The sequence below is a fragment of the Nocardiopsis sp. TRM 82005 genome, assembly GCF_056312425.1.
Genome location: NZ_JBWDTQ010000037.1, coordinates 38,976 through 50,325 on the forward strand (window position 1 = coordinate 38,976; position 11,350 = coordinate 50,325).

Consider the following 11,350-nt stretch of genomic DNA (forward strand, 5'->3'; position numbering starts at 1 on the left):
CGAAGGGCCCGCCCTCTCCCGGAACAACGGGGAGGGCGGGCCCTCGTGCGTGAGCGCGTCTCAGCCCCGAAGGGGCCGGAACGCTACTCCTGCCACCAGTCCTCGTCGTCGGCGCCCTTGCCGGAGTGCGCGGGCTGCTTGGCCTCTTCGGCCTCCGGAGCGGAGTCCTGCGGGATCGCGGCCGGGGCCGGGGCCGACGGGGCGGCGGGAGCCGCCGGAGCGGCGCCACCGTCGCCGCCACCGAGCAGCTGGCGCAGCTGCTGAAGGTGCGACTGGATGCTGTCGCGCTGGCGGTTGAGCTCGTCGACCTCCTTGGTGGCGACCGTCATGATCCGGTTGGCCTCGGCCTTGGCGTCGCTGAGCTGGTGCTCGACCTTGGACTTGGCCTCGGTCTCGATCTGGGAGGCGTTCTTCTTGGCGTTGCCGACCAGCTGCTTGGCGTGGTTCTCGGCGTCGCGGCGGGTCTGCTCGGCCTGCTGGCTCGCCTTGGTGGCGCGCTGCTCGGCGCTGGCGGCGCGCTCCTCGGCCTCGTTGACCATCTTCTGCGTGGCGGCCTGGGCAGCGGCGAGGCGCTCGGCGTCCTGACGCTCCGCCTCGGCGCGGCGGTCGGCCAGCTGGAGCTCGAACTGGTCCTCGGCCTCGGTACGGCGGGCCTCGGACTCGGCGTAGGCGCGCTCGGCGTTCTTGCGCAGTTCCTCGGCCTGGCTCTTGGCGGCCTGGATGGTCTCGTCGCGCTCGCGCTTGGCGGCTGCGCGGGCCTGGGCGCACTCGCGCTCGGTGGTGGTGCGCAGCTTGGCGATCTCGCCCTCGAAGGTGGCGCGCTTCTCGGCGATCTCGTGGTCGACCGCCGAACGCTTCTTCTGCACCTCGCGCTCGGTGGTGGAGGTCAGCTCGTCGGCCTCGCGGCGGGCGGTGGTGGTGATCTCCTCCGCCTCGGAGTCGGCGGCCTGGCGGGTCTCATCGGCCTCGCGCTGGGCGAGGGTGCGGACCTCGGTGGCCTCGGACTCGGCGGCCGCGCGCATCTCGGCGGCCTCGATCTGGGCGGCGGAGCGTATGTCGTTGGCGTCGATCTGCGCGCTCTGGACCAGCTCGTTGGCCTGCTCCTCGGCCAGGCGCAGCAGCTCCTCGATACGCGAGCCCAGGCCGGAGTAGGAGGGGCGCTCACGCTCCTGGAGCTGCCGGGTCTTGGCGGCCAGCTCGGTCTTGAACTTCTCGACCTGCTTGGTGTTCTGCTTCAGGTCGTTGCGCAGGCCTTCCAGGTGGTCCAGCACCTGGTTGCGGTCAAAGCCACGCAGCACCACGTCGAATTCGGGTGGGGTGTTGTCCTCGTCGAAAATGTTGTTGAGTTGGGTGTCAATGTTGTTTGACGGCATGTGGCGGAATCCTGAACGGGTGCGAGACGGCTACTTGCAAACGGCCGGGGACGGCGAGGAGGGCGGCTGCGCTGTCCCCGGGGGACGGGCGGGTCCGGGACGGCGAACCGGAGGGATGGGGGTCGATGCGGCGGGCTCGTGCGCCCCTGACCGCATCCGACGCCGTCCGCGTGCGCCCTGTCATCTGACACGGCGGCACGGCCGACCCGGCTCGACTACCGGACTGCAAGACATGGACCAGAGCCGGAACGGTGAATCCGGCAGCTAGCCGACTTTATCAAGCGCAGAACCCCTGGGAAGAGGGTTTCGGGTAACTTCCGGTGGCCTCTGCGCCCGACCACGCACATGACGCTCAACCTGTGATGTGTCCGGAACGCCCCCGTGACGTGCCCCCGGTGCCTTCATAGGAGAATTTCCCTGCTCAGAGCAGGTATCCCGTTATTGATGCGCGCTCTGGACCAGTTCTGTGAGAACGCCCCCACAGTCCTTGGGGTGCAGAAAGACGATCTTCGATCCGGCGGTCCCGTCGCGGGGTTCGGCGTCCAGGACACGTACGTCGCGCTCACCGATCCCCGCCGCGCTGCCGGCCACGTCCGCGGTCCCGAAGGCGATGTGGTGCACGCCCTCGCCGTTGCGCTCCAGGAACTTCGCCACGGGGGAGTCCTCCCGGACCGGCTCCAGCAGTTGCAGGTACGTGGCGCCGCCGTCGTCGGTGCCGTTGATCCGGAGCATGGCCTCGCGCACGCCCTGCTTCTCGTTCACCTCCTCGTGGTCCACCTCGAACCCGTACGTGGACCGGTAGAACGCGATCGAGGCGTCGAGGTCGCGGCAGGCGATCCCCACGTGGTCGAGCCGGGTCAGCCCCGAGAACGGTACGGAGGAACCAGGCTGGCCGGATGGGGACGACGAGTCGGTTGGGGCGGGTGAGGCGGAGAACTCGCTGGCCGAGTGCGGTGCGTCACTCATGAGGTGAACCTCCCGGGGGTCGCTGACGGCGGTGTAGGTATCGTTGCAGACCAGGTGCGTCACCCATCACTTGGAGGCCAGTTACGATGCCCGGTTCCGTCATCGTCGGTGGGGCTCGGACCCCCACCGGCAGACTCCTCGGCTCCCTCGCCGGGTTCTCCGCCGCCGACCTCGGTGGCTTCGCGATCAAGGCCGCGCTGGAGCGCGCCGGTATCAGCGGCGAACAGGTCGGATACGTGGTCATGGGACAGGTGCTCCAGGCGGGCGCCGGACAGATCCCGTCCCGCCAGGCCGCCGTCAAGGCGGGTATTCCCATGAGCGTGCCCTCGGTAACGGTCAACAAGGTCTGCCTGTCGGGCCTGGACGCCATCGCTCTGGCGGACCAGCTCATCAGCGCGGGCGAGTTCGACGTGGTGGTGGCCGGGGGTATGGAGTCCATGACCAACGCGCCGCACCTGCTGCCGAAGTCGCGCAAGGGCTACAAGTACGGATCGATCGAGGTCCTGGACGCGACCGCGCACGACGGCCTGACCGACGCCTTCGAGGGCGACTCCATGGGTGCCTCCACCGAGCGCCACAACGGCAAGCTGGGCCTCGGACGCGAGGAGCAGGACGCCTTCGCGGCCCGCTCCCACCAGCGCGCGGCCGCCGCCGCGTCCGCCGGGCGCTTCGACGCCGAGATCGTCCCCGTGGAGATCCCGCAGCGCAAGGGCGACCCGGTCGTCTTCTCCGCGGACGAGGGCGTCCGGCCCGACACCACCGCGGAGAGCCTGGGCAGACTCCGTCCGGCCTTCGACAGCGAGGGCACGATCACCGCCGGGTCCTCCTCCCAGATCTCCGACGGCGCCGCCGCCGTGGTCGTGATGAGCCGCGCCAAGGCCGAGGAGCTCGGCGCCCCGGTCCTCGCTGAGATCGGCACGCACGGCAACGTCGCCGGCCCGGACAACTCGCTGCACTCCCAGCCCTCCAACGCCATCAACCACGCGCTGGACAAGGCGGGGAGGTCGGTGGAGGACCTGGACCTGGTCGAGATCAACGAGGCCTTCGCTTCGGTGGGGATCCAGTCCACCCGGGACCTGGGCATCTCGGAGGACATCGTCAACGTCGACGGCGGCGCCATCGCGATCGGCCACCCGATCGGCGCCTCCGGTGCCCGGATCGCCCTGCACCTGGTCCACGAGCTGCGCCGCCGCGGCGGCGGGTTCGGCGCGGCCGCCCTGTGCGGCGGCGGAGGCCAGGGCGACGCCCTGCTGTTCACGGTTCCCGAGGAGTAGTCCGGCACCTTCGGGGCCACGCCCCGGACGCCCGCGGCCGCCCGGGCCGAGCCGGTTCCCGGCAGGCGGCGGCCGCTACCTGACGGCTCTGCGCCGTGGGCACCGGGAGACCCCCGGCCGTTCGCGTGGCGCACCCGTGCGGGTGAACCCGACCCGAAGACACTGTGCAACCTGGGAAAGCCCCGGGAGGCACGACGCACCTGACAGTCGCGGGGCGGGGGCCACGAGCCCTCGCCCCGTCCTGCTTCGTTGACACCAAGGAGTCCCATGCACACCCCCCAGCTGGTCGAACGGGTCCAAGGGGGCGACCGCCGGGCGCTGGCCCGCGCGATCACCCTGGTCGAGAACGGGTCCGAGGAGCTGCGCGAGATCATGGCGGGCCTGGCCCCGCACACCGGTCGCGCCCGGGTGGTGGGCTTCACCGGCTCCCCGGGGGTGGGCAAGTCCACCACCACCAACGCCGTCGTACGCGCCGCCAGGGCGAAGGGGATGACCGTGGCCGTGCTGGCCGTGGACCCCTCGTCCCCGTTCACCGGTGGCGCTCTGCTGGGCGACCGCGTGCGGATGCAGGAGCACGCCACCGACCCGGGGGTGTTCATCCGCTCCATGGCCAACCGGGGCCACCTGGGCGGGCTGTCCTGGGCCACGCCGCACGCGCTGCGGGTGCTGGACGCGGCCGGGTTCGACGTGATCCTGGTGGAGACCGTGGGTGTGGGGCAGGCCGAGGTGGAGATCGCCGGGCAGGCCGACACGACCGTGGTGCTCTGCGCCCCGGGGATGGGCGACTCCGTGCAGGCCGCCAAGGCGGGCGTGCTGGAGGTCGCCGACGTCTTCGCGATCAACAAGGCAGACCGGGACGGTGCCAGGTCCACACTGCGCGAACTGCGCCAGATGATCGCCATGAAGGACCGCACCGACGAGGAGTGGAAGCCGCCGATCGTCATGACCGTCGCCTCCAGGGACGAGGGCGTCGACGAGCTGTGGGAGCGGATGGACCAGCACTTCGCCCATCTGGAGGCCAGCGGAGACCTGGCCGCGCGCCGCCGGGTCCGCGCCGGACACGAGGTACAGGCGATCGTGCTGGACCTGATGCGCTCGCGCATGGGCGTGGTGGGCGACGACGCCGGTCTGGACGCGTTGGCCCAGGAGGTAGCGGACGGGCGACAGGACCCGTACTCGGCCGCGGACGTGCTGGCCAAGGAGTTGGGCGCCAACCTGCGCTAGCGCGGTCCGTGGAACACGTCCTCGGACTCCAGGACCTCGCGCAGCACGGCGGCGAAGTCCTCGGGAGCCTCGGCGAAGCCGCCGTGCCCGCCGGGGAAGACGACCGGTACGGTGCTGAGCCGGTCGGCCAGCGCCTTACAGGTTCGGGAGGTCAGCAGGGGACCTGAGTCGGCGCCGAGTCCGACGACGACGCGGACGGGCCCTGCCCTGAGGGCGCCGGTATCGGGCACGTACCCGGTGGTGTGCCGCAGTTCGTGGGCGAAGAAGCGGGTGCTGTCGGCGAGCATCCGCTCTGAGGGCTCCTCGGCCGGAGCGCCGCCGCCCTCCTCCGCCGGGAACCCGGCGTTGGCCATGAACTCGGCCCAGGCCGCGGACACGCCGTCCCGGTGGTAAGTCGCGATGAGGTCCTCCATCGCCGCGCGCTGCTCGGCGGCGTCGGGAAGCAGCTCCGTCAGGGGCGGCTCGTGCGCGACGGCGGTGCGGACCCGGCCGGGGTGCCGCTCGGCCAGTGCCAGCGCGGTCACCGCGCCGCCGCTGGTCCCCAGCACGTCGGCCGATCGCGTGCCGAGGGCGTCCAGGAGGGCGACGACGTCGTCGGCGCGCAGCCCGGGCGTGGAGTCCCGCTCCGGGTCGTTCAGAGTGCTGCGGGAGATGCCCCGGGGATCGTGGGTGAGGACGGTGCGGTCCCGCGCCAGCAGATCGGCCACGGGGCCGAACTCCTCCGCGCCCATGGGCGCGCCCGCGAGTACGAGGACGGGCCCCCGGCCGCGCACCTCGTAGTACAGGGTTCCGTCGGGTGTCTCCAGCGTGTGCGTGCTCGCCATGGCCGCCGCTCCCTCTCGTGCGTGCCCCCGTCGGACGGGGGGCGTCACCGGGAACAGACCTCGGCGAGGGCGCGAACTCATCGGCCCCGCCGAGAAAAAGTCGAGGCGGCGGTCGTGAGGCGCACTCAGCCCAGGTACGTGCCGTCGATGATCTCGTTCACCAGGTCGGGGCGGTACCCCGGCTGGCGGACCTCCAGGTACACGGTCTCGGACATGCCCGGCCGGCGCACGGCGGCGCTGCTGAACGAGCCGTTGCCGTCGCACTCGGGCCAGTCCCACACCGTGCCCGCCCAGGCATCGGTGTCCAGCTCCCGCTCCCTCGGGGCGCTTCCGCACGGATCGGTGCCCGCGACCCCGTCCAGGTCGTGTCCACCGGGCACCACCGACGCGTACACCCCGTAGGACGGCGCGTCGGTGGAGTACCACCCGTCGGCGTCGGTCGTCACCAGCAGCCCGGGGCTGGTCACGGCCTCGGCGGCCGCTGGGCGTGCCTCCCGGCCGACGTGGAACTCTCGGGCCCACACTGACGGCACACGCACGTGGATCTGCTGGGTGGCGTAGCGCACCGTGGTCAGGGACAGGTCCGGCCTGCCGACGGAGGCCGTGACGGTGGCCGCAAGCACGGCGAGGACGACCAGCAGTGCCGCGGTCCGCTGCCACGGCATTCGGTACCGCTGCCACCACGGCACCACCTTGGGCAGGTCGGGAGCCATGCGAATGGTTCTGACCCGGTCGGTAAAGGTTTTGGCGTCCGCTGGACGGCTTTCTCGGTCCACCGAAAGTGCCGACAGAATGAGCTCATCGAGCGCTGGGGGCAGACCTGGCCGGATCCGGCCAGGCGGCGTCTTCACCGGCGGGCGCGACGGCGGACGGCCGGTGATGAGCTCGTAGGCGACCGCGCCCAGCGAATACACATCGGAGCGGACGTCCAGGTCACCGCCGGGGGTGCTCTGTTCCGGGGACATGTATCCGGGTGTCCCGGCCGCCGCGGTGAACCCCGAGGCTTCGTCGATCGACTTGGCGAACCCCAGATCCGCCACCAGTACCCGCTGCCCCACGGGTGACGACTGAAGCAGCACGTTCGACGGCTTGATGTCGCGGTGGATCGTGCCGTGGTTGTGCAGCACGGTGATGCCCTGGCCGATCTCGGTCAGCAGCCGCAGCACCTCGTCCAAAGGCAGTTGACCTCGGTGGACGAGGTCTGCGACGCTCCCCTGGTCGGCGTAGGTCATCACCATGTAGGGCCGCCCGTCGGGCAGCACGTCCACGTCGTGCACCGCCACCAGCCACGTGGAGTCGGTCTGGCGCAGGATGCGCGCCTCCTCCAGGAAGCGGTACTGGATGTCCATCTGGTGCGCCCAGTTCTCGGCGAGTACCTTGATGGCCACCGGATAGTTGAGCAGATCGTCCTGCGCCAACCAGACCGTGGCAAAGGAGCCGGACCCAAGGCGCCGTATGACGCGGTAACGTCCGAAGGCCTCCGGTTGGCTCATTTCCGCCTCGGCTTGTCGGGGGTGAATACTCAGTCGTTGCCCCACTAATACACCATCTGTACCTTCACGTTGTCTCCCAGCGATATGGCCCCCACCCTCTGGGTGGCGTCGGAGCCCCCGGGCCATGGAGACTGGAGACGACCCGACGGGTTCCGCGCCATGTGAATGGTCGCGAGGAAACGTGAGTCTTCGCGAGGTCGGAGCCGGACGGGAACCGTAGGCGTCCCATACACGTGTGACCCTCGAAATCGACGGGCGCTCACGCGTCCGGAGCGGACGGTCGGACGTCTGCCGTCAGTCAGGGAGAGACCAGCCATGCGCAGTAGTGACCACGCAGACCACGAGGAGACCCCCACGCCTCGGCGCCGGGTGGCCAGCAACGTCGACGAGGAGCTGGAGGAGCTCGCGCGCCGGGCCAAGGAGGGCGACGCCACGGCCCTGGACGACCTGCTTCGGCGGATCCAGCCCGAAGTACTGCGCCGGTGCTCGCGCTTCCTGCCCTACCGGCAGGACGCCGAGGAGGCATGCCAGGACGCGCTGTTGCGCGTGGCCCGCAAGATCGACAGCTTCAAGGGCGACTCCCTGTTCACGACCTGGCTGTACACGGTGGTGTCCAACTCCGCCCGGCAGACCTACCGCTCGATGAAGCGCCGTTCGGCCGAGTTCCCCACCGAGGCCGAGCGCATGCCCCACCAGCGCGACCCCCGCACCACGAGCGTCATCGCCGGTTCCCGCATCGACCTGCTGGAGGCCCTCGACCAGCTGGAGAAGGACCGCCCCAACCTGGTGGCCCCCCTGGTCCTGCGAGACCTGTGCCAGATGGACTACAACGAGATCGCCTCCGAGCTCAATCTGGCCCTGGGCACCGTCAAGTCCCGTATCCACCAGGGGCGCAAGCACGTGCGCAAGTCCCTGACTGTGACGTAACCCCCGTGGGCGAACTACGCTGGAGGTATCCCCGTCGGCACATCCTTTCCAGCGGTGTGCTGTCCCTGATCCAGCTCTGAGAGGTTTCGCCAATGGGGCTTCGTGACCCCCTGTACTGGCTGTATGAGCGGCGTCTTGAACGCAGGCTGACCAGCCAGGAGATCCCCCGCCACGTCGGCGTAGCCATGGACGGCAACCGGCGCTGGGCCAAGAGCAGCGGCCTCCAGGCAGCCGAGCAGGGCCACCAGGCGGGCGCGGACAAGATCTTCGAGCTGCTGCGCTGGTGCGACGAGGTGGGTGTGCAGGTGGTCACCCTCTGGATGCTGTCCACCGACAACCTCACCCGCGACGAGTCCGAGCTGGGACCGCTGGTGCGCATCATCGAGCAGACCATCGCCCGGCTGTGCGAGGAGGGGTGGAACACACGCCCCGTCGGAGCGCTCGACGTGCTGCCGGACTCCACCGTCCGCGAGCTCAAGGAGGCGGAGGCGGCCACATCCGGCAACCCCGGCCTGGTTGTCAACGTCGCCGTCGGGTATGGAGGTAGACGTGAGATCGCTGATGCGGTTCGGTCCCTCCTTCACGAAGAGGCGGCCAAGGGCACCGGTATCCAGGAGCTGGCCGAGCGCCTGGACATCGAGGACATCGCACGGCATCTCTACACGCGCGGTCAGCCCGACCCCGACCTGCTCATCCGCACGTCGGGAGAACAGCGTCTGTCCGGTTTCATGCTGTGGCAGAGCGTGCATTCGGAGTTCTACTTCTGCGAGGTCTTCTGGCCTGCCTTCCGCAGGGTGGACTTCCTGCGCGCACTGCGCTCTTACGGCGCGCGCACCCGCCGCTACGGGTCCTGACCCCCGTGTCCCCTCGGCGACCGGCCCCTTAACGCGGAGTTCATCGCGTGGAGGGACGGGTCCCTTGGAAACGGGAGCGTGGACGCGTAGCGTCGAAAGCAGCGGATGGCGTTCGTCCGTCCGTTCGGGAGGCCCCGGCTCATTGATCTCCTCCGCCATCGCGGAAAGTCAACGAGGAGGGCCGGACCCGGCCCTCGCGGGCCAGGTCCCGGTCCTCCAAGATCCCGTGACAGTAGGGTGCCCCAGTGGTGCCCAAGGGGAGAACGAGTGGCTAGTTCCTCGACCGATCACCGTGACACCCAGTCCCCCGTCGACCCCCGCGCGGAGGGTGGAGAGGGCGGGCGCGTCCACGTGCTCGACACCAGCGTCCTGCTCGCCGACCCGCAGGCCATGAGCCGGTTCGCCGAGCACGATGTCGTCATCCCCGTGGTGGTGATCACCGAGCTGGAGAGCAAGCGTCACCACCCGGAGATCGGGTACTTCGCACGTGACGCGCTGCGTCGCCTCGACGACCTCCGGGCCGCCCACGGGCGTCTGGACGTCTCGGTTCCGGTGAACGACCAGGGCGGAACGCTGCGTGTGGAGCTCAACCACAGCGATCCGAAGATCCTGCCAGCGGGTTTCCGGCTCGGCGACAACGACACCCGGATCCTTACGGTGGCCCGCAACCTCCAGGAGGAGGGCGAGGACGTCGTGTTGGTGAGCAAGGACCTGCCGATGCGGATCAAGGCGTCCTCGATCGGCCTGGCCGCCGACGAGTACCGCGCCGAACTGGCCATCGAGCACGGCTGGACGGGCATGACCGAACTGGACGTGCCCGCCCACCAGATCGGTGAGCTGTTCTCGAGCGGTGAGAGCGACATCGAGGAGGCACGCGAGTTCCCCTGCCACACCGGACTGGTGCTGGTGTCCGAGCGCGGCAAGGCGCTGGGCCGCGTCCAGCCCGACAAGTCGGTGAAGCTGGTGCGCGGCGACCGGGACGTGTTCGGCCTGCACGGCCGCAGCGCCGAGCAGCGCATCGCCCTGGACCTGCTCACCGACCCCGAGCTGGGCATCGTGTCCCTGGGCGGGCGCGCGGGCACCGGTAAGTCGGCCCTGGCCCTGTGCGCCGGTTTGGAGGCCGTCCTGGAGCGCCGCCAGTACCGCAAGGTGATGGTGTTCCGGCCCCTGTACGCGGTCGGCGGTCAGGAGCTGGGCTACCTGCCCGGGACCGAGAACGACAAGATGACCCCCTGGGGTCAGGCGGTGCACGACACCCTGTCCGCGGTGACCAGCGAGGACGTCATCGAGGAGATCGTGGACCGGGGGATGCTGGAGGTCCTGCCGCTCACGCACATCCGGGGCCGTTCGCTGCACGACGCGTTCGTGATCGTGGACGAGGCCCAGTCCCTGGAACGCAACGTGCTGCTCACGGTGCTGTCCCGTCTGGGCGAGAACTCACGGGTGGTGCTCACCCATGACATCGCCCAGCGCGACAACCTGCGCGTGGGCCGCCACGACGGCGTGGTCGCGGTGATCGAGAAGCTCAAGGGGCACCCCCTGTTCGCCCACGTCACCCTGACCCGGTCCGAGCGGTCGCCGATCGCGGCCCTGGTCACCGAGATGCTGGAGAACTGACCCGGGCGCCGGAGGGCCGGCCCCGGCTTTCCGGGGCGGGCCCGTCGCCCTCCGCCACACGGGGGCTCCGGGGCCTTCCTCACCGCGCGGTGCCGCTCAGCAGCCAGCGTGTCACCGACACCTCCAGCAGGGCGCGGCCGTCGGTGCTCCCCGGGAACGGCGTACGGATGTCGTAGCCGTATCGCCTCTGGAATGCCTCGACCACGTCTTCGGGGAAGCCGGCCGTGCGCACCCTGGTCCGGCCCTCGGCCACCACGGGCGCGTCACCGTCCTCCAGCGCCAGGGACACCCGGGGGTCGGCGGCCGCGTTGCGGGCCTTGACCGACCCGGCCCCCACACTGATCCACCACCGGTCGCGGAGGTGGACGAACCACACGGGTGTGACGTGCGGTGTTCCGTTGTGGCGCAGGGTGCACAGCCACACGTTCCGGTCGGTGCGCAGCCGGTCGGCCACCGCTGCTGGCACGGGTACGTGTGTAACGGTCCTCGGCTCGGTCATGGTCCCTCAGCTGGTCGGTCGGACGGCCCGGGGCGCCGGGGACCCTCCACGGGTCCCCGGCGCCCCAAGGCAGTGGTGCGGTGATGAGGAAGAGTCTGCGTCCTCAACCGCTGTTGGGGTCAAGCCCGGCTATGGTCTTATCCGAGAGTGCTCCGGCCTTCAGGCCGGAGGTGAATCGGATCCGACCCCCCGCCCGGCCGTCAGGCCGGACGCTGCTGCCCTTCGATGTACTGGCGCAGCACGCTGATCGGAGCACCCCCGACCGATCCGGCGAAGTAGGACCCCGACCACAACCGCTT

11 protein-coding genes are annotated in these 11,350 nt (G+C 70.2%); 5 read left to right on the forward strand and 6 right to left on the reverse strand.

The window, feature by feature from the left end:
- Window positions 1–83: 83 nt before the first annotated feature.
- Window positions 84–1,373, reverse strand: coding sequence for a DivIVA domain-containing protein (locus AC0T5L_RS25020; RefSeq protein WP_476167942.1), 1,290 nt, complete (start codon window positions 1,371–1,373; stop codon window positions 84–86).
- Between the two features lie 438 nt (window positions 1,374–1,811).
- A complete protein-coding gene (gene mce / locus AC0T5L_RS25025) occupies window positions 1,812–2,339 on the reverse strand; it encodes a methylmalonyl-CoA epimerase (RefSeq protein ID WP_476167943.1) in 528 nt (175 codons plus the stop codon).
- Window positions 2,340–2,425: 86 nt separating this feature from the next.
- Here mce and AC0T5L_RS25030 point away from each other — a divergent pair, with 86 nt between their 5' ends.
- Together AC0T5L_RS25030 and meaB are read left to right on the forward strand one after the other, a co-directional pair.
- Window positions 2,426–3,613 (forward strand): acetyl-CoA C-acetyltransferase, encoded by a 1,188-nt coding sequence (locus AC0T5L_RS25030; RefSeq protein WP_476167944.1) that lies wholly within the window; start codon window positions 2,426–2,428, stop codon window positions 3,611–3,613.
- A 267-nt stretch (window positions 3,614–3,880) separates the two neighbouring features.
- Window positions 3,881–4,837: a methylmalonyl Co-A mutase-associated GTPase MeaB gene (gene meaB, locus AC0T5L_RS25035; protein WP_476167945.1), complete on the forward strand. Its 957-nt coding sequence runs from the start codon at window positions 3,881–3,883 to the stop codon at window positions 4,835–4,837.
- Here the strand turns inward: meaB and AC0T5L_RS25040 are convergent.
- Together AC0T5L_RS25040 and AC0T5L_RS25045 are read right to left on the reverse strand one after the other, a co-directional pair.
- Window positions 4,834–5,661 (reverse strand): alpha/beta fold hydrolase, encoded by an 828-nt coding sequence (locus tag AC0T5L_RS25040; RefSeq protein WP_476167946.1) that lies wholly within the window; start codon window positions 5,659–5,661, stop codon window positions 4,834–4,836. The two genes, meaB and AC0T5L_RS25040, sit on opposite strands and share 4 nt — an antisense overlap.
- A gap of 125 nt (window positions 5,662–5,786) precedes the next feature.
- Window positions 5,787–7,154: a serine/threonine-protein kinase gene (locus AC0T5L_RS25045; RefSeq protein WP_476167947.1), complete on the reverse strand. Its 1,368-nt coding sequence runs from the start codon at window positions 7,152–7,154 to the stop codon at window positions 5,787–5,789.
- Window positions 7,155–7,469: 315 nt separating this feature from the next.
- On the opposite strand from AC0T5L_RS25045, the gene AC0T5L_RS25050 reads away from it, so the two are divergent.
- From AC0T5L_RS25050 to AC0T5L_RS25060, 3 genes are all read left to right on the forward strand, one after another.
- Entirely contained in the window at window positions 7,470–8,081 is a 612-nt protein-coding gene (locus AC0T5L_RS25050) for an RNA polymerase sigma factor (RefSeq protein WP_476167948.1), read from the forward strand.
- 92 nt (window positions 8,082–8,173) lie between these two features.
- Complete coding sequence (locus AC0T5L_RS25055; protein WP_476167949.1) at window positions 8,174–8,935, forward strand: isoprenyl transferase; 762 nt, start codon at window positions 8,174–8,176, stop codon at window positions 8,933–8,935.
- 267 nt (window positions 8,936–9,202) lie between these two features.
- The gene (locus tag AC0T5L_RS25060) at window positions 9,203–10,552 is read left to right on the forward strand and encodes a PhoH family protein (RefSeq protein WP_476167950.1); all 1,350 of its coding nucleotides are present in this window, start codon (window positions 9,203–9,205) and stop codon (window positions 10,550–10,552) included.
- A 79-nt stretch (window positions 10,553–10,631) separates the two neighbouring features.
- Here the strand turns inward: AC0T5L_RS25060 and AC0T5L_RS25065 are convergent, their stop codons facing one another.
- A complete protein-coding gene (locus AC0T5L_RS25065) occupies window positions 10,632–11,051 on the reverse strand; it encodes a pyridoxamine 5'-phosphate oxidase family protein (RefSeq protein WP_476167951.1) in 420 nt (139 codons plus the stop codon).
- Between the two features lie 200 nt (window positions 11,052–11,251).
- Window positions 11,252–11,350 (reverse strand): transposase (locus AC0T5L_RS25070; RefSeq protein ID WP_476167953.1); only part of this gene is annotated, 99 nt, incomplete at its 5' end.

Coding starts and splice junctions, on each gene's coding strand:
- AC0T5L_RS25030 (WP_476167944.1), top strand. CDS start 2,426: ATGCCCGGTTCCGTCATCGTCGGTGGGGCTCGGACCCCCACCGGCAGA.
- mce (WP_476167943.1), bottom strand. CDS start 2,339: ATGAGTGACGCACCGCACTCGGCCAGCGAGTTCTCCGCCTCACCCGCC.
- AC0T5L_RS25040 (WP_476167946.1), bottom strand. CDS start 5,661: ATGGCGAGCACGCACACGCTGGAGACACCCGACGGAACCCTGTACTAC.
- AC0T5L_RS25020 (WP_476167942.1), bottom strand. CDS start 1,373: ATGCCGTCAAACAACATTGACACCCAACTCAACAACATTTTCGACGAG.
- AC0T5L_RS25055 (WP_476167949.1), top strand. CDS start 8,174: ATGGGGCTTCGTGACCCCCTGTACTGGCTGTATGAGCGGCGTCTTGAA.
- AC0T5L_RS25045 (WP_476167947.1), bottom strand. CDS start 7,154: ATGAGCCAACCGGAGGCCTTCGGACGTTACCGCGTCATACGGCGCCTT.
- AC0T5L_RS25065 (WP_476167951.1), bottom strand. CDS start 11,051: ATGACCGAGCCGAGGACCGTTACACACGTACCCGTGCCAGCAGCGGTG.
- AC0T5L_RS25050 (WP_476167948.1), top strand. CDS start 7,470: ATGCGCAGTAGTGACCACGCAGACCACGAGGAGACCCCCACGCCTCGG.
- meaB (WP_476167945.1), top strand. CDS start 3,881: ATGCACACCCCCCAGCTGGTCGAACGGGTCCAAGGGGGCGACCGCCGG.